The sequence below is a fragment of the Rhodococcus artemisiae genome, from assembly GCF_036327795.1.
Classification (GTDB): Bacteria; Actinomycetota; Actinomycetes; order Mycobacteriales; family Mycobacteriaceae; genus Rhodococcus; species Rhodococcus artemisiae.
Window position 1 is genome coordinate 1 of record NZ_JAUTXY010000007.1, and the last position, 16,797, is coordinate 16,797.

Genomic DNA, 16,797 nt, shown 5'->3' on the forward strand with positions numbered 1-16,797 from the left:
ACCGGACCCCGGCCTGGGGGGGTGGGGGGTAGCGGAACTGAGTTTTCCAGGCTAAAGTGGGGCACAGGAAAATACTCAACACACCGGGGCCGCCAAATTCCCCAGGCCGCCCCGTCAAAGCGCGAGGGGGTTGGCCATGGGCCGCGGCCGAGCTAAGGCAAAGCAGACCAAGGTTGCAAGGCAACTCAAGTACAGCTCGCCGTCCACCGACTTCGAGAGCCTTCAACGAGAGTTGGCGGGCGGTGCAACGAACTCGCACAGGGACGAGGTCTTCGCCGACCAGGGTTCCTCCGGTTGGGACGACGACCACGAGGACGACTGGCGCCGCTGACCAGACGTGTACCACCAGCGGAGGGGGAGCCGAATCATCGGCTCCCCCTCCGCTGGTGGTGTAATCAGGTAGTCCCCGGCCACATCTTCACAACATGGCAAAGGTCGGGGTGCTGCGCACACGCAGCACCCCGACCTTTGCGAATCTCCGGTCTGTCCCGGTGAAAATCAGAAGCGCGGGTGATCGCCCAGAAGCAGCGCACGCTCACCGTCGGCGTCCTGCGCCTTGCGGACAGTACCGAGAGTCCAGCTCTCGATGTGCCGAGCCGTGAGCACCGCAAGGGCGCGGTCGACGTCCTCCGGCGCGACGATCGCGACCATTCCGACGCCCATGTTGAAGGTCTTCTCCATCTCAGCGCGCTCGACCCGACCGCGCTGAGCGATGAGGCCGAACACGGGTGCCGGACTCCACGTGGTGCGGTCGAGTTCCGCGACGAGGCCCTTCGGCATCACGCGTCCGAGGTTGGCAGCAAGCCCGCCACCGGTGACGTGGCAGAAGGTGCGCACCTCGGTCTCGGCGGCGAGAGCCAAGCAGTCCTTCGCGTAGATCCGCGTCGGCTCGAGCAGTTCCTCGCCGAGCGTGCGGCTGAACTCGTCGACGTGGGCCGTCAGGCTCATCTTGCCGATCTCGAGCAACACCTTGCGCGCGAGGGAGTATCCGTTGGAGTGCAGTCCCGACGACCGCATGGCAATCACGACGTCGCCCGGGCGGACGCGGTCGGGTCCGAGGAGCTTCTCGGCCTCCACCACACCGACACCGGTCGCGGACAGGTCGTAATCACCGTCGGCCATCACGCCCGGGTGTTCGGCGGTCTCGCCGCCGAGGAGAGCGCAGCCTGCCTGGACACAGCCCTCGGCGATGCCGGAGACGATCTCGGCGACACGCTCGGGCACAACGCGCCCGACAGCGATGTAGTCCTGCAGGAACAGCGGCTCGGCACCGCACACGACCAGGTCGTCGACGACCATGGCCACCAGGTCGAGACCGACGGTGTCGTGCTTGTCCAGTGCTTGCGCCACCGCGAGCTTCGTACCGACGCCGTCGGTGGACGCGGCGAGGAGCGGTTCCTTGTAGTCGCCCTTGAGTGCGAACAGGCCCGCGAAGCCCCCGAGACCTCCGAGCACCTCCGGTCGTGTGGCCCTCTTCGCGTGCGGTGCGAACAGTTCGACGGCCTTGTCGCCCGCCTCGATGTCCACGCCTGCCGCTGCGTAGGACGCTCCGGGGGTTGTCTCCTCGGTCATGGGTTGTCGGCTCCAGCTTCGAGTTGTGAATAGGGTTGTCGGTTGCGTGACGGCACGTTCGTGACCGAAATGCAGGGTGGTCGGTGTCCGTCGGAACGCATGCGAAAGCGGGCCCGAGAGAGCCGACCGCGCACTCACGGTACCGGAACCGGATCTACGGGCGGCTCAGAACATCCGCGTTGGCGTTGTCCAGGACGGTCGGAGTGACCGATTCCGCATCGACGACACCTTCGAGGACGTTCTTGCCGATCGCATACTCGGTGGGCAGCGCAATCGGGTACTGCCCGTCGAAGCACGCCGCGCACAGGCGCGAGGACGGCTGCTCGGTGGCGCCGATCATGCCGTCGATCGAGATGTAGCCGAGCGAATCGGCACCGATCGACCGGCGCACCATCTCGACCATCTCGTCGTAGTCGTGCTCGTCGACGTCGGTGTCGCGGTGACCGCCACCATTGGCGATGAGCTCGGTGGGCGAGGCGAAGTCGATGCCGTAGAAACAGGGCCACTTCACCGGGGACGACGCGATCCGGACGTGGATCTCGAGCGCCCCGGCCTCACGCAGCATGCGGATCAGTGCACGCTGGGTGTTACCACGCACGATCGAGTCGTCGACGACGACGAGACGCTTGCCGCGGATGACCTCGCGCAGGGGATTCAGCTTGAGCCGGATACCGAGCTGACGGATCGTCTGGCTCGGCTGGATGAAGGTGCGGCCAACATAGGCATTCTTCATCAGACCCTGCCCGTACGGCAGGCCCGAGCCCTGGGCGTAGCCGACCGCAGCGGGAGTGCCGGATTCGGGGACCGGAATCACGAGGTCCGCGTCGATCGGGTGTTCCTTCGCGAGGCGCCGTCCGATCTCGACGCGGGTCGCATGCACCGAACGTCCACCGATCGTCGAGTCGGGACGTGCCAGGTACACGTACTCGAAGACACAGCCCTTCGGCTCGGGCGCCGCGAAACGGGACGACCGGACACCGTCGGAATCGATGGCGAGCAGCTCACCGGGCTCGATGTCGCGGACGAAGGACGCACCGACGATGTCGAGCGCCGCGGTTTCGCTGGCGACCACCCAGCCACGATCGAGGCGGCCCAGACACAGCGGACGGATGCCCCAGGGGTCGCGAGCCGCGTAGAGGGTGTGTTCGTCCATGAAGGTCAGGCAGAACGCGCCACGGAGCGTCGGAAGCAGCTTCATCGCGGCGCCCTCGATCGTGCTGTCCGCCGCCGCATGGGCGAGGAGCGCACCGACGAGATCGGAATCGGAAGACGCGGCGCCCGGACGATTCTGGTCGAGCGCGCCCAGCTCCCGAGCCTTCTGTGCAAGTTCGGCAGTGTTGACGAGGTTGCCGTTGTGGCCGAGTGCGATACCGGTGCCGGCCGCGGTCGTGCGGAAGATCGGCTGCGCGTTCTCCCAGGTGGTCGACCCGGTCGTCGAATAGCGGCAGTGGCCGACGGCGATGTGGCCGGGCATCGCGGCGAGCGTCTGCTCGTCGAATACCTGGCTCACCAGGCCGAGATCCTTGAATACGAGCACCTGCGAACCGTCGGAGACGGCGATGCCCGCAGCCTCCTGACCTCGGTGCTGAAGAGCGTACAACCCGTAGTACGTGAGTTTCGCCACGTCCTCGCCGGGAGCCCACACTCCGAAGACTCCGCACTCTTCGCGCGGCTCGTTCTCGGGTTCGTCTGAGGCGAGAAGATTGCGTGTGTGAACCGACAGATCGGCACTGGTCACCGGGGTGCTCCCTGGGGCTGGACAAAATCGGGGCATCCCCATTCTACGTGCCGTCGGGGACGGCCCTGACCACACACCCGAAAGGGCTCCCGGATCAGAGGCGCAGCAGGGGAAGCCAGTGCGCGATTTCGCCCGTCCGAGTGCCCGACGCATCCACGCCGCCGGTATTCACCGCGTCGTCGAACACCTCGAGACCCACCACGAGGCGCAGCCACGTGCGCGGGTCCGTCTCCACGACGTTGGGGGGCGTCCCACGCGTGTGCCGGGGGCCTTCGATGCATTGCACCGCGACGAACGGTGGCACCCGCACCTCGACACTGGAACCGGGCGCGATCTGCTCGAGGATCCTGGCGCTGAGCCTCACTGCCGCCGCGAGGTCGGCCCTCGCGGGTTTCTCGTCGCTGCCGCCCGACACCCACGGCCCGACTCGGAGGAGGGCCGCACGGAGTTCAGCGGGATCGACGGTCTTGCGCGGTGCCATGGCAACCCAGCGTAATTCGCCGGCTACACCTGTTCGGACGCGGTCCGGGCCGTAGCATCCCCCGTCGCTTCGCTCGCCCCCGTAGCATCCCCCGTCGCTTCGCTCGCCCCCGTAGCATCCCCCGTCGCTTCGCTCGCCCCGTCGCTTCGCTCGCCCCCGTAGCATCCCCCGTCGCTTCGCTCGCCCCCGCGACAACCCGCACTGCGATCGCGCCCCCGACGTTGACCGCGAGATGGGCCAGGGCCGGAGCGAGCACGCTGCCGCTTCCCCTGCGCAACCACGCGAACGCCAGGCCCGACAAGCCTGTGACGGCCACTGTGGCCGCAATGTTGTCGCCGGCCACGATCGCGGGACGCACATGCCACAGTCCGAAGGCCACCGCCTGCGGAAGGGGCCCGACGAGCGCCGTCAACGCGCCTCGGAAGAGCAGCTCCTCGGCGAGGACGGTTCCGATCGGAATGTGCAGTCCGATCCATTCGTAGAAGTCCTCGCGCCGGCCGCGCTCGCCGTCGACGAAGTGGATGCGCAGCGCCGGAACGGACAGCGCGACGACGTAGCCGGCCCCTATCGCGCCCGCCGCCACCGTTCCCCAACGCAGACCGGCACGCAACCGCGACACGTCGAGGCCCAACGCGTGTCGATCGAGACCCGACGCGCGGGTCAGCGCCACGGCGCCGATCCCGGCGCCGACGGCAAGCAGCGCGCGGCCACGCGGCCCGACGGGGGCTGCGGGAAGAATCGCACCGAGTGCGACCGCAGCCCCCGCGGCGACCGGTCCGCGCCACGACCCGACTCTCACTTCTCCGGCCCCTGCGTCTTGCGCAGCGCCTCCAACGCGATCCGGACCCGTTCCGTGTCGGTGTCGGTCCACCCTTCGGGTTGCGTCACCGCCACCCATCCGTCGAGCACGGTGGTGCCGTAGTTGTGCCCGTGCCCGTCCGGCACGCCCGCCGCATTCGTGAGATCGGCGGAGACCTGCCAGAACGTGACGAACGGGAACCACCGCATCTGCGGCAGCCGGTCCGGCCCCGGCGGCTCCGACAACCAGTCCGGCCGCGTGAACAGCAGTTCCGGCGACCACCACACAACGGGATCCGACGCGTGCTGGATGTACAGCACACGCGGCGACAACCACGGAGTGTCGGGAACACCGATCTCCTGTCGGCTGTCCGCGAACCGTACGACGAGCCCATCGGCATACACCGGCTCGACCTCGGTACTGCCCGGATCTCGGCGCTCGACGAGCTGGCCCCACAGGCGATTCGAATTCGGCGGTCCGACCCACAGCACACCGTCGACGGTCTCCCGGATCTCGGCAAGACTGTCGAAAGCGCCCTCACCCGACTGGGTTCCGAGGCTCTCGCCGTAGACGAACAGTTCGGGTCGCTGGTCCTCGGGGAGCTCGAGCCACCGCTGGTGCACGCGGTCGATCAACATCTCGCCTGCAGCCGCGGCCTTCTCCTTGTCGGCGAGGAACGAGATCCAGCTCGGCAGGAACGAGTACTGCCACGCGACCATTGCGACATCTCCGTTGTGCACGAGTTCCATCGCCTGCGCCGCCGTGGGATTGACCCAGCCGGTCCCCGTAGTGGGGATGAGTACCAGCACAGAGCGGTCGAAGGCGCCGGTCCGCTCGAGCTCGTCGACGACCAGATCCACACGTTCCTCGGGTGTTTCGGCTGTGTCGAGCCCGACGTAGACGCGAATCGGCTCCTGCGCGGGCCCACCGTTGATCGCGGTGAGTTCGTCGGCGTCCAGCCCCCGCGACACGAAGTTCCGGCCCTCGAAACCCAGGGTCTCCCACGGCGCGAAGGATTCGGGGCTTCCGGATTTCGAAGGGTCCAGCGGCTGTACAGCACCGGGCCGGGTGGTGTCGTCCTGGAGGCTGAATGCCGAGTTCGTGATCGCGTACGCGACACGGAGGAGCACACCGTCGATGAGCATGAAGGTTGCGAGTACGACCAGCATCACCGCGAGGGTGCGCGCGAGGCCCACCGGCATCCGTGTGCGGCGAATGAGTTGTCCGGCGATCCAGCGGCCGATGTCGCGCAGTCCGCGCCACAGCGAGATCAACAGCGCGGCAACGGCCAGGCTCAGCAGGCATGTCCGCAGGTAGCCGGACGTCGTGGTGCCCTCGGCATTCATGAGTGCGGCCAGCTGCCGTTGCTGACCGGCGGCGAGCACGAGCGCGACCAGAGCCGCGAGAACTCCGGCGACGGGCACCGCCACCATGATCGCGCGTTCGACGGGCAACGGCAGAGGCCACCACGATCTGCCCCTGAGCACAAGTCGGGTGACGGCCCAGCCGACGACGCAGCCCAGCCCGTACCCGATCGCGGCGTTGATCCCGCCGATGATGCCTTGGAACAGCCAGTCGCGCGGCAGCAGCGACGGCGACAGTGACCAGCAGAAGAACAGAGCGGCGAATGCTATCCCGGTCGTATCGAGGCTGAGCCACCCCAACACCCGAGCGGTGGAGGGGTGGCGTTCACCGAAATCGGTGACTGCAGCGATGATCTGTCCCTGACGGGCTTCGATCGCTGCCAGCCTGTCGACCTGGGCAGCCGCCATCCGGTTACCCGAACAGCGCCGGCAAGGTGCCTTCGTAGACCTCGCGGAGTTCGCTCATGGGCACGGAGAAGTGTCCCTGGACTTCGACCGAGTCCGATCCCTCGTCGACAACGCCGATCCGGACCCACGGCAGGTTGCGCGCCGTGCACATACCGGTGAACCGGGACTCCTCGGTACGCGGGACGGCGACGAGCACCCGGCCCGCGGATTCCGAGAACAGCGCCACGAACGGATCCGCATCCTCGGGCAGCAGAATCCGGCATCCCGTCTCCCCCGCGAGTGCGGCTTCGACGACCGCCTGGGCGAGCCCGCCCTCGGACAGGTCGTGGGCAGCGGAGATCAGTCCGTCGCGCGACCCGGCGAGGAGGATCTCCGAGAGCAGACGCTCGCGCTCGAGGTCTACCTTCGGCGGCACACCACCGAGGTGATCGTGCTCGACCTGCGCCCAGATGGATCCGTCGAACTCGTCGCGGGTCTCCCCCAGCAGGATCAGCGTCTCGCCGGGTTCGAGACCCAGTCCGGTGGGGATGCGACGGTGCACATCGTCGATCACACCGAGGACCGCGACGACCGGCGTCGGCAGGATCGGCGTGGAACCGGTCTGGTTGTAGAAGCTGACGTTGCCGCCCGTGACCGGGATGCCCAGCTGCGCGCAGCCGTCGGCGAGGCCGCGCACGGCCTGCTGGAACTGCCACATCACGCCCGGGTCCTCCGGCGACCCGAAGTTCAGGCAGTTGGATACGGCCTTCGGGGTGGCACCGGTGGTGGCGACGTTGCGGTACGCCTCGGCGAGCGCGAGTTGCGCCCCCGTGTACGGGTCGAGCTGCGTGTAACGGCCCGACGCATCGGTAGCCAGCGCGATACCGCGGCCGGTCTCCTCGTCGATACGGACCACACCGGCGTCGGCGTGCTCGGCCAGAACGGTGTTGCCACGCACGTACCGGTCGTACTGCTCGGTGATCCATTTGCGGCTGCACAGAGCCGGCGATGCGAGCAGCTCGAGCAGCGTGGCCTTCAGCTCGTCGTTCGTCTCGGGACGCTTCAGCTTCGCGGTGGTATCGGCGATGAGCGCATCCTGAGTGTCGGGGCGCTGCACGGGACGCTCGTAGACCGGGCCCTCGTGCGCGACCGTGCGCGGCGGCACGTCGACGACGGTCTCGCCGTGCCACGTGATGACGAGACGCTCACCGTCGGTGACCTCACCGATGTCGGTGGCGAGCACATCCCACTTCTTGCACACGGCCATGAATGCGTCGACGTTCTCGGGCGCCACGACCGCGCACATACGCTCCTGCGACTCCGAGGAGAGCACCTCGGCCGGGGACATACCCGTCGCACGCGTCGGAACACGCTCGAGGTTGATGTGCATGCCGCCGTCACCAGCAGCGGCGAGCTCGGATGTCGCGCAGGACAGTCCGGCACCGCCGAGGTCCTGGATCCCGACGACGAGCTTCTCGCGGTAGAGGTCGAGGCAGCACTCGATGAGCACCTTCTCCGTGAACGGGTCGCCGACCTGCACACTCGGGAGCTTCTTCGGGCGGCCGCCGCCCGAGCCGTCGAAGGTCTCGGACGCGAGAACCGACACGCCGCCGATGCCGTCCAGACCGGTGCGCGCACCGAACAGAATGATCCGGTTACCGGTACCGGACGCGAACGCCAGATGCAGATCCTCGACGCGCATAGCGCCCGCGCACAGGGCGTTGACGAGCGGGTTGCCCTGGTAGGACGAGTCGAACACGGTCTCGCCGCCCACATTGGGCAGGCCGAGGGAGTTTCCGTAGCCGCCGACACCGCGCACCACACCGTCGACTACACGCCGGGTATCGGGGTGGTCGACCGCGCCGAAGCGCAGCTGGTCCATCACCGCGATCGGGCGGGCACCCATTGCCATGATGTCGCGGACGATGCCGCCGACACCTGTCGCTGCACCCTGGTAGGGCTCGACGTAGGAGGGGTGGTTGTGGGATTCGACCTTGAAGGTGACGGCCCAGCCGTCGCCGATGTCGACGACGCCGGCGTTCTCACCGATGCCGGCAAGCATCGACGAACGCATCTCGTCGGTGGTGGTCTCACCGAAGTACTTCAGGTGCACCTTCGACGATTTGTACGAGCAGTGCTCGGACCACATCACCGAGTACATCGCCAACTCGGCGTCCGTGGGGCGGCGCCCCAGGATCTCCGTGATGCGGGTGTACTCGTCTTCCTTCAGCCCCAGCTCCCGATAGGGCTGAGCGACATCGGGGGTTTCGGCGGCGTGGGTGACGGTATCCACGTGCGATGACACTGGGCGTCGGGTCCCTTCACTCTGGGATCGAGAAACAGCAGGATCGAAAACAGCAGGCCGGGCGGGCACTGCCGGGAGTCAGTCTATCGGGGGTCGGGCCCCTCCGGCGCTTCCGGTGCCGTGGCAGTGTCGGCGGCCACTGCACGGCCATTGTCCGGAGGGCCCTTCACGCTGTGTCCGGCAGGTGCAGCAGCCCCCTGATCTTCAGGTGCGGAAGCGTCCTGTTCGGCGAGTCCGCGGAGGTCCACCGTGACCTCGTTGCCCGCTGCGGTCAGCGTCGGTGCGCCGCTGTGTTCACCGTCGTACCGATACCAACCGGAGTCGAGTGTGAACACCGCAATCACCGGCGGACCGGTGAGATCGACGATCCAGTACTGCGGAATCCCCGCCTCCGCATACTCCGAGAATTTCGTGACACGGTCGGTGCGGGCAGTGCCGTCGACGGTGACCTCGAGCACCAGCCGCACCTCGGAGGACGGAGCTCGATCGGGATCCGCATCGACGAGGGCCCGATCGACCACGATGGCATCGGGCACGCGCACCGTGAGCGGCTCCGACATCACCAGAACCTCCACCCCACCCAGCACACACAGATTGCCGGGGAGCTGGTCGTCGAGCTGCAACGCCAGCGCAAGCGCCGCGTGGTCGTGTGCCGACCCGGGTCGCGGTGATGCGACCAGAACCCCCTCGCAGAGCTCCACGTGGAAGCGGTCGTACTCGGGCAGCCGTACCCACTCGTCGAGGCCCAGCAGGTGATCGGGGAAGGACGGAACACTCACCTCGACACCCCCGATCGCGAACCGGACTGGACGACCTCAGTCTCGCATCGGCCGGCGCGCCGGTCTCAGGAATGCGACAAGCGCGGTGTGAGAAACGCGGCCAGTGCATCCGCATATGTCGTCACATCCGCCGCACCCATCAACTCCCGCGACGAATGCATCGCAAGTTGCGGCGCACCGACGTCGACGGTGGTCAGGCCGGTCCGGGACGCAGTGATCGGGCCGATCGTCGAACCGCACGGCAGGTCCGCCCGGTGGACGTACCGCTGCAGGGGAACACCGGCCTGCTCGCACGCGAGGGCGAAGGCACCGGCGCCCTCGGCATCGGTCGCGTACCGCAGATTCTGGTTGACCTTGAGCACCGGCCCCCCGCCCACCGCGATCCGGTGGGCGGGTTCGTGCCGGTCGGGATAGTTCGGGTGCGTCGCGTGTGCCATGTCGCCGGATGCGACGATCGACCCTGCCAGGGCACGCAGGAACTCGTCGCGCCCACCGCCGCGCACCAGCACGATGCGCTCCAGGACGGTGTTCAGCAGATCGGAGAACGCCCCCCGGTCGGACATGCTGCCGACCTCTTCGTGATCGAACAGGGCCAGCACGGGCATCGGCCCCGCATGCTCGGCGACGTACCCGGTTGCGGCGAGAAGCGCCTGCTGGCCCGCGTAACACGTGGCCTGGTTGTCCAGTCGCGGTGCGCTGACGAGATCTCCCTCGGCGCCGACGAGCGAACTCGGGGCGAGGTCGTGGGTCATGAGCTCCCAGCCGAGGACCGCCGAGGCGTCGATACCCGTCTGCTCCGCGAGGTATTCGATGAACGACCGCGGTTCGCGGCCGATCCCCCATACACCGTTGACATGGCGTTGCGGGTCGAGTTGCACACCCTTCCGGTCCTCCGACAGATGGATGGCGAGCTGCGGCACGCGCAGAACAGGCTTGTCGACTCGCACGAGCACGTCCTCGGTGGCGTGCCCGGAACGGACTGTGAACCGTCCGGACACCCCGAGGTCGCGGTCGAGCCACGAATTGAGCCACGCCCCTCCGTACGGTTCGAGACCGACGAGCTGCCACCCCGCCGACGCGAGATCCGGGTGCTGCTTGACCCGCAGATTCGGGCTGTCGGTATGTCCCCCGACGATGCGGAACGGCCGGGCCGGGCTCGTGTCGTCACCTTCGGTGCTCCACGCGATGAGCGAACCACCTCGGATCACGTAGTACCTGCCCGGATCGGCCGGCCAGCCGGTGGTCTCGTCGAGTTCGGTGAACCCGTTGTCGGTCAGCGTGGCCGCAACGGTCGCGCACACGTGGAACGGTGACGGCGACAGATCGACGAAATTACACAGACCCTGGGCATCGGCATGCGTGATCGAAGGCATACCAGCATCTTCGCACTCGCTGCTGCGCCCTCGCCGGCGCCACCGTCGCCTTCTACTCAGCGTCCCGACACCGCAGGATGGGCCTGCCCCACACTCACCGTGACGGTGTCCTGGTAGAACGCCACGAAGCCGCGTATCCGAGCGACCTGCTCCCACGGCTCCTCATAGCTCCAGCACAGCGGCTGCTCGCCGTCGCCGTCGAAACGCCAATACGTCGCCTCGCCCTTGAACGGACACCGCGACCCGCCGTCCCCTGCCGGTGTCAGTTCCACCACGACGTCCGCGCGTGGGAAGTAGAACACCAGGCCGTGGTCCTGCTCGTCGACCAGCAGAGATGCTGTGGTCTCGGCGAGGAGCACCCCGTCCAGAGTTGCGCGCACCACGTTGCGGCGGGCATGGATATCGACCCGGTAGTCCGGCCTGGCCGCGAAGCCCGTGCTGCCCTGAGGGCGTGGCTCGGCGTCGTGCACACTCATCGGCACTCTCCTGTGCTGTGTTCCGGCGGTCTCACAACCGCGCGCTTGCGGGTATCGCAGAGTGGTCGGCCTGCAACGGCCGGATCATCGCTTCCTGAGTGAACGATGCGAGCAGTTCCCCGCTTTCGGTGTGCACCTGTCCTCGAACGTAGGACATTCCGCCACCCACCTGGGTGCTCTCGTGCGAGTAGAGCAGCCATCCGTCCCATCGGACGGGGTCGTGGAACGCGACCGACACGGTCATGATCCCGGTCGAAATCGTCCGATGGGCCTGGCTCGTTCCGACCCCGTCGTGTGCACGCATGGTCGCGGAGACCGACAGGTGCCCGGTGAAGTGCGCAATGAGCGCCTTGGCCAGGTCGGTACGCGTCGGGATCGGGTCGTAATGCAGCCAGGCATACAGTTCCGGCGGCCCGACCTCCTCGGGGCTGCGGACGTCGACGACATCGACGACCCTGAGCTCCCGCCCGGTCATGGGCATTTCGTTCCGATGGGCTTCGCCGGGCGGGGCGACGTCGGGCCGGGGTGCGTGATGGCGGATCACATCCGGGGTGGGGAGGTCCGCGAGGACCGCCACCATCGCGTGGCGTCGACCGTTCTGGCAGACGGCCACGTCGGCGCTGACCATGGTGCGTCCCGCATGAACGACATCGATCTCGAAATCGACCGGCTCGTCCGCATCGACCGCGCGCGAGAAGATCGCCCGCGCAGATCGGATCTCCTTGTCGGGAAATCGCTTCGCTACCGCAACGATCGATTGGGCGAGCAGTTGGGTACCGTCGACCACGCGTCGCCCTCCGCCGTCGCTCTCGCCGGTGAAACTGTCCTCCCCGGTGGGCGTCACGTCGAAGATACGCAGCATGCGCTCCACCGAAGACTCTTCGGGCACAGGTGCTTCGCCTGCAGTGGCGGGATTCGCAGCGACGGGATCGGACGGTGCCGTATCCGGAAATGCCATTTGCCGGTCCTTCATGAGTGGGATCGGGAACAATGCGCTACAGCGTACGTCCGCACGGTCCAACTGTGGATACCCAAAGTTTGCGTATTCCTACTCAGGACAAGATCGGTCGAGTCCGGCACACTCGAGGTCGGCGCCATCGGAGGGGGATGGGGGTGGCACCGGCTCGGGACTCGATCGGGGGGTTGAATTCCGGGTGCAATACGAGCGAGGGACCTCGAAGCCGATCGGGACGGCAACGGGGTCCCTCGTTCAGTCTACGAACGACAAGACTCCGCTACCCAGGGGCAGCGGAGTCTTGTAGTGCCACGAATTCAGGCGGTCACAACGGTCAGGCGTTCACAACGGCGTCGAGAACGCTGTAGAACATGCCCAGCCCGTCGTCGCTGGGACCGGTGAGCGCCTCGGTGGCGTGCTCCGGATGCGGCATCAGACCGACGACGCGACCGTTCGCCGACGAGATGCCCGCGATGCCGCGCTGCGAACCGTTCGGGTTGTCGCCCGCGTAACGGAACACGACACGCCCCTCGCCCTCGAGCTCGTCGAGCACCTGCTCGGAAGCCTGGTAGCGACCCTCACCCGACTTGAGGGGCACGAGGATCTCGGCGCCCGATTCGTAGCGCGACGTCCACGCAGTGTCGGTGGCCTCGACCTTCAGCCACTGGTCGCGGCAGATGAAATGCAGACCGGCGTTGCGGGTCAGTGCGCCCGGCAGCAGACCGGCCTCGCACAGCACCTGGAAGCCGTTGCAGATACCGAGGACGGGCATACCGCCCTGCGCTGCCTCGACGACCTTGCCCATCACCGGAGCGAAGCGGGCGATCGCGCCGCAGCGCAGGTAATCGCCGTAGGAGAATCCGCCGGGCACGATGACCGCGTCGACGTTCTTCAGGTCGGCGTCGCCGTGCCACAGGCTCACGGCCTCACCACCGGCGAGCTTCACCGCGCGGGATGCATCGACGTCGTCGAGCGTTCCCGGGAACGTGATGACCCCGATGCGGGCGCTCATGCCTCACCGTCGATTCGACGGACCGTCCAGTCCTCGATCACGGTGTTCGCGAGGAGACCTTCGGCGATCTTCTCGAGCTCGGCGTCGTCGACGCTGCCGTCGATCTCCAGCTCGAACCGCTTTCCCTGACGGACGTCGGTCACGCCCGCGAAGCCCAGCCGCGACAGCGCCCCGACAATGGCCTGGCCCTGGGGGTCGAGAATCTCGGTCTTGGGCATGACTTCGACGACGACACGCGCCACGTGCTGCTCCTCGGTAGTAGTGCTGACGTCCGGAGACGGACACCGGACACGCTGCAGTTTACCGGCCCACACGGAACGGTCGAGCCCGGCATACTCGGATCCATGCGACTCACGCACTTCGGACACTCCTGCATCCTCCTCGAACACAACGGCACGACGATCCTGTTCGACCCGGGCAATTTCTCGCACGGATTCGAGGGGATCACCGGACTCGACGCCATCCTCGTCACCCACCAGCATCCCGATCACGCCGATCCGGCGCGACTTCCCGCGCTGCTCGAGGCCAATCCCGGCGCCGAGCTGTTCTCGGATCCTCAGTCGGCGTCGATGCTCGACGGCGAATGGTCGGCGGTGCGTCCCGGCGACACGTTCGCCGTCGGCACCCTCACCGTCCGCGGCACCGGCGGACGCCACGCGGTGATCCATCCCGAACTGCCCGTGATCGACAACACGGCGTACCTCGTCGGCGACGACGAGAACCCGGCCCGGCTGCTCCATCCGGGCGATTCGCTCTACATCCCGCACGAGCAGGTCGACGTGCTCGCGCTGCCGTCGGCAGCTCCCTGGCTGAAGATCTGGGAGTCGGTCGACTACCTGCGCGCGGTGAACCCGCGGGTCGCGGTGCCGATCCACCAGGGCATCATCACCGACCAGGCCAGCGGAATCTTCTACGGCCGGTACTCCGAGATGGCACCCGAGGGCACCGAGTTCCGGGTGCTGAAGCACGAGGACGACCAAGAACTCTGACAGGTCACCGGGCTCTGCCCGATCACCGGCATCCGGTGGATCAGCGGGCGGCGCGACCCGCCGCCCGGCCCGAGAAGATGCAGCCGCCGAGGAACGTACCCTCGAGAGCCCGATAACCGTGGACGCCTCCGCCACCGAAACCCGCGACCTCGCCCGCGGCGAACAGACCGTCGAACACCGATCCGTCGGCTTTGCGGACCCGCGATGACAGGTCGGTTTCGAGTCCGCCGAGCGTCTTGCGGGTGAGCAGGTGCAGTTTGACGGCGATCAGCGGGCCTGCCTTGGGGTCGAGGATCCGGTGCGGCGACGCGATCCGCGCGATGCGGTCCGGCTTGTAGGCGCGGGCTGCGCGCAGCGCGGCGACCTGCAGGTCCTTCGTGTACTTGTTGGCGATCTCGCGGTCGCGGGCCTCGACCACCGACCGCACCGTCGCGTAGTCCAGCGGCGCGTCCGGGGTGAGTTCGTTCATGCCGGCGACGAGATCGGCGAGGTTGTCGCGCACCACGAAGTCGACGCCGCGTTCCTTGAACGCCTCCACCGGGCCGGGGGCGCCGGACTTCACGCGCTGCAACAGCAGTCGGATGTCGCGACCGGTCAGGTCGGGGTTCTGCTCCGAGCCGGAGAGCCCGAACTCCTTTTCGATGATCTTCTGATCCAACACGAACCAGGTGTGATCGTGGCCGGTACCCACGATGTGCTCGAGTGTGCCGAGGGTGTCGAAACCGGGGAACAGCGGCACCGGAAGTCGCTTGCCGGTGGCGTCGAGCCACAGCGACGACGGTCCGGGCAGAATGCGGATGCCGTGGTTCGGCCACACGGGGTCGTAGTTGGTGATGCCCTCGGTGTAGTGCCACATGCGGTCGCGGTTGACGACGTTGCCACCGGCGTTCTCGGTGATCTCCAGCATTCTGCCGTCGACATGCGCGGGCACCCCGGTGAGCATGTGCGCGGGCGGCTCACCCAGCCGCTTCGGCCAGTTCTTCTTCACGAGGTCGTAATTGCCTCCGATGCCGCCGGAGGTGACGATGACAGCTCCGGCGGAGAACTCGAAGTCGCCGACGGCGGTGCGCGACGACTTCACGCCGCGTGCGGCAGTGGTCGGTTCGAGGACGGTGCCGCGCACGCCTGTGACCGCGCCGCCCGTCACCACCAGCTCGTCCACCTGGTGGCGGTGCTTCAGCGTCACCAGCCCGCGGTCGACACCGTCACGGACCTTGCGCGCGAACATCTCGACGAGTGCGGGACCGGTTCCCCACGTGATGTGGAAGCGCGGAACTGAATTGCCGTGGCCGCCGGCGTCGTAGCCGCCGCGTTCGGCCCAGTTGACCATCGGGAAGATCTTCAGGCCCTGCTCCCGCAGCCAGGCGTACTTCTCGCCTGCCGCGAACTCGACGTAGGCCTGCGCCCAGCGGCGCGGCCAACGGTCCTCGTCGTCACGATCGAAACCTGCGGTGCCCATCCAATCCTGGAGGGCAAGTTCGTACGAATCCTTGATGCCGAGGCGACGCTGATCAGGGCTGTCGACGAAGAACAGTCCGCCGAATGACCAGAATGCCTGTCCGCCTAGGTTGTTCGAATTCTCTTGGTCGACGAGCATCACCTTGCGGCCGGCGTCGATCAACTCCCCCGTTGCGACCAATCCTGCGAGACCCGCGCCCACCACGATCACGTCTGCGTCCATGGACGGAAAGACTACCGATCGGTAGTACACGATGGGAGGTGAGTCCGATCATGTCTCCGAGTGGACTCAGGCCACGCTGCGATCGAATACGGTGCGCTGCCAACGGTAGACGCTGGGCTCGGCGCCGTGATGCAGCGCGATGTCGACCGCATCGAGCATCGCTTGCCGGGGCCCGGGCTTCGCAAGATGCGCCCCCGAGATCGCGACACGCAGCAGTTCGCCACGACGGGCGACGCGCCCCGCCCCGATCACCATCGCGCGACACCACCACGGTTCGGTCTTCGCACCGTCCCCGATCCCGTAGACGCGGGACTTGACGACGGTGTCGCGTTCGAGATCGCGGATGCCCGCGATGTCGGCCATGAGACGGAACCCGGCCTGAGGGAGCGCGGCGACCGCCCCGGGCGACGCGAGCCAGCGCGGCGGCGCGAACAGGCGAGTGCGCAGGCCCGTCTCTTCGAGCACCCGGTCGGCCGCGAGCAACCGCAGGCGCGCCTCGTGTTCGGGCAACGCGGCGAACTCGGCGCGACGCCGTTTTGTGGCGGCCTGGTCGTAGCCGTGCAGCACGATCGCGTCGCCGCCCTCGCGACGTTCGAGCAGCCACTCCTGGGTCTCCGGATCGTTGATCAGCCGGTAGTGGTCCTTGAGCCTCGGCGCCACGAACAGCGACAGCGCCACACCGCGTGCGTCCATTTCGCGCGCAAAACTGTCGATGACGTCACGCGTCGCGTCCCTGATCCCCGACACCGACACGATCAGTTGTCCGCTCATGCCCGCCACGATGCCCCACGCGCGTGAACGGAAATCGTCGGGGGCCTGAAAATCGGCACAACACGTACTCGTGTCGGCACAGTGCCCACCGGAGTGGACTCGATCCGCCTCCCGC

At 67.4% G+C, this 16,797-nt stretch carries 16 protein-coding genes; 2 read left to right on the top strand and 14 right to left on the bottom strand.

The window, feature by feature from the left end; translation table 11 throughout:
• The first annotated feature begins 136 nt into the window (after positions 1 to 136).
• On the top strand, positions 137 to 331 hold the full coding sequence (locus Q7514_RS16000) for a DUF3073 domain-containing protein (RefSeq protein ID WP_054718054.1): 195 nt from the start codon (positions 137 to 139) through the stop codon (positions 329 to 331).
• 167 nt (positions 332 to 498) lie between these two features.
• Here Q7514_RS16000 and purM read toward each other — a convergent pair whose 3' ends face one another.
• From purM to purS, 12 genes are all read right to left on the bottom strand, one after another.
• A complete protein-coding gene (gene purM, locus Q7514_RS16005) occupies positions 499 to 1,572 on the bottom strand; it encodes a phosphoribosylformylglycinamidine cyclo-ligase (protein WP_132475429.1) in 1,074 nt (357 codons plus the stop codon).
• A 154-nt stretch (positions 1,573 to 1,726) separates the two neighbouring features.
• Complete coding sequence (gene purF / locus Q7514_RS16010) at positions 1,727 to 3,310, bottom strand: amidophosphoribosyltransferase (RefSeq protein ID WP_330134272.1); 1,584 nt, start codon at positions 3,308 to 3,310, stop codon at positions 1,727 to 1,729.
• A 94-nt stretch (positions 3,311 to 3,404) separates the two neighbouring features.
• On the bottom strand, positions 3,405 to 3,791 hold the full coding sequence (locus tag Q7514_RS16015) for a sterol carrier family protein (RefSeq protein WP_330134273.1): 387 nt from the start codon (positions 3,789 to 3,791) through the stop codon (positions 3,405 to 3,407).
• The gene (locus tag Q7514_RS16020) at positions 3,760 to 4,590 is read right to left on the bottom strand and encodes a CPBP family intramembrane glutamic endopeptidase (protein ID WP_330134274.1); all 831 of its coding nucleotides are present in this window, start codon (positions 4,588 to 4,590) and stop codon (positions 3,760 to 3,762) included. The genes Q7514_RS16015 and Q7514_RS16020 overlap by 32 nt, the downstream gene beginning before the upstream one ends.
• Positions 4,587 to 6,362: an alpha/beta hydrolase gene (locus Q7514_RS16025; RefSeq protein WP_330134275.1), complete on the bottom strand. Its 1,776-nt coding sequence runs from the start codon at positions 6,360 to 6,362 to the stop codon at positions 4,587 to 4,589. Before Q7514_RS16025 ends, Q7514_RS16020 begins: the two co-directional genes overlap by 4 nt.
• Before the next feature lie 4 nt (positions 6,363 to 6,366).
• Complete coding sequence (purL, locus tag Q7514_RS16030) at positions 6,367 to 8,646, bottom strand: phosphoribosylformylglycinamidine synthase subunit PurL (RefSeq protein WP_330134276.1); 2,280 nt, start codon at positions 8,644 to 8,646, stop codon at positions 6,367 to 6,369.
• Between the two features lie 83 nt (positions 8,647 to 8,729).
• Positions 8,730 to 9,425 carry a Uma2 family endonuclease gene (locus Q7514_RS16035; RefSeq protein WP_330134277.1) on the bottom strand — a complete coding sequence of 232 codons (696 nt, stop codon included), beginning with the start codon at positions 9,423 to 9,425 and terminating at the stop codon, positions 8,730 to 8,732.
• Between the two features lie 65 nt (positions 9,426 to 9,490).
• Positions 9,491 to 10,798 (bottom strand): M18 family aminopeptidase, encoded by a 1,308-nt coding sequence (locus Q7514_RS16040; RefSeq protein ID WP_330134278.1) that lies wholly within the window; start codon positions 10,796 to 10,798, stop codon positions 9,491 to 9,493.
• Positions 10,799 to 10,854: 56 nt separating this feature from the next.
• Positions 10,855 to 11,274, bottom strand: coding sequence for a DUF427 domain-containing protein (locus tag Q7514_RS16045; protein ID WP_330134279.1), 420 nt, complete (start codon positions 11,272 to 11,274; stop codon positions 10,855 to 10,857).
• Positions 11,275 to 11,305: 31 nt separating this feature from the next.
• The gene (locus Q7514_RS16050; RefSeq protein ID WP_330134520.1) at positions 11,306 to 12,136 is read right to left on the bottom strand and encodes an acyl-CoA thioesterase; all 831 of its coding nucleotides are present in this window, start codon (positions 12,134 to 12,136) and stop codon (positions 11,306 to 11,308) included.
• Between the two features lie 427 nt (positions 12,137 to 12,563).
• Positions 12,564 to 13,241: a phosphoribosylformylglycinamidine synthase subunit PurQ gene (purQ, locus tag Q7514_RS16055; protein WP_330134280.1), complete on the bottom strand. Its 678-nt coding sequence runs from the start codon at positions 13,239 to 13,241 to the stop codon at positions 12,564 to 12,566.
• Positions 13,238 to 13,483, bottom strand: a complete 246-nt coding sequence (gene purS, locus Q7514_RS16060; RefSeq protein ID WP_054714511.1) for a phosphoribosylformylglycinamidine synthase subunit PurS — start codon at positions 13,481 to 13,483, stop codon at positions 13,238 to 13,240. The genes purQ and purS overlap by 4 nt, the downstream gene beginning before the upstream one ends.
• Before the next feature lie 102 nt (positions 13,484 to 13,585).
• On the opposite strand from purS, the gene Q7514_RS16065 reads away from it, so the two are divergent.
• Positions 13,586 to 14,230 (top strand): MBL fold metallo-hydrolase, encoded by a 645-nt coding sequence (locus Q7514_RS16065; protein WP_330134281.1) that lies wholly within the window; start codon positions 13,586 to 13,588, stop codon positions 14,228 to 14,230.
• A 40-nt stretch (positions 14,231 to 14,270) separates the two neighbouring features.
• Here Q7514_RS16065 and Q7514_RS16070 read toward each other — a convergent pair whose 3' ends face one another.
• Together Q7514_RS16070 and Q7514_RS16075 are read right to left on the bottom strand one after the other, a co-directional pair.
• Positions 14,271 to 15,911 (bottom strand): FAD-binding dehydrogenase, encoded by a 1,641-nt coding sequence (locus Q7514_RS16070; RefSeq protein ID WP_330134282.1) that lies wholly within the window; start codon positions 15,909 to 15,911, stop codon positions 14,271 to 14,273.
• Positions 15,912 to 15,977: 66 nt separating this feature from the next.
• Positions 15,978 to 16,682, bottom strand: coding sequence for a DUF2334 domain-containing protein (locus Q7514_RS16075; RefSeq protein WP_330134284.1), 705 nt, complete (start codon positions 16,680 to 16,682; stop codon positions 15,978 to 15,980).
• Positions 16,683 to 16,797: the final 115 nt, after the last annotated feature.

Excerpts from the sequence above, each read along its gene's own strand:
- Q7514_RS16050 (WP_330134520.1), bottom strand. The coding sequence starts at position 12,136 with ATGCTGCGTATCTTCGACGTGACGCCCACCGGGGAGGACAGTTTCACC.
- Q7514_RS16015 (WP_330134273.1), bottom strand. The coding sequence starts at position 3,791 with ATGGCACCGCGCAAGACCGTCGATCCCGCTGAACTCCGTGCGGCCCTC.
- Q7514_RS16045 (WP_330134279.1), bottom strand. The coding sequence starts at position 11,274 with ATGAGTGTGCACGACGCCGAGCCACGCCCTCAGGGCAGCACGGGCTTC.
- Q7514_RS16070 (WP_330134282.1), bottom strand. The coding sequence starts at position 15,911 with ATGGACGCAGACGTGATCGTGGTGGGCGCGGGTCTCGCAGGATTGGTC.
- Q7514_RS16040 (WP_330134278.1), bottom strand. The coding sequence starts at position 10,798 with ATGCCTTCGATCACGCATGCCGATGCCCAGGGTCTGTGTAATTTCGTC.
- purQ (WP_330134280.1), bottom strand. The coding sequence starts at position 13,241 with ATGAGCGCCCGCATCGGGGTCATCACGTTCCCGGGAACGCTCGACGAC.
- Q7514_RS16025 (WP_330134275.1), bottom strand. The coding sequence starts at position 6,362 with ATGGCGGCTGCCCAGGTCGACAGGCTGGCAGCGATCGAAGCCCGTCAG.
- purM (WP_132475429.1), bottom strand. The coding sequence starts at position 1,572 with ATGACCGAGGAGACAACCCCCGGAGCGTCCTACGCAGCGGCAGGCGTG.
- Q7514_RS16075 (WP_330134284.1), bottom strand. The coding sequence starts at position 16,682 with ATGAGCGGACAACTGATCGTGTCGGTGTCGGGGATCAGGGACGCGACG.
- Q7514_RS16000 (WP_054718054.1), top strand. The coding sequence starts at position 137 with ATGGGCCGCGGCCGAGCTAAGGCAAAGCAGACCAAGGTTGCAAGGCAA.
- Q7514_RS16065 (WP_330134281.1), top strand. The coding sequence starts at position 13,586 with ATGCGACTCACGCACTTCGGACACTCCTGCATCCTCCTCGAACACAAC.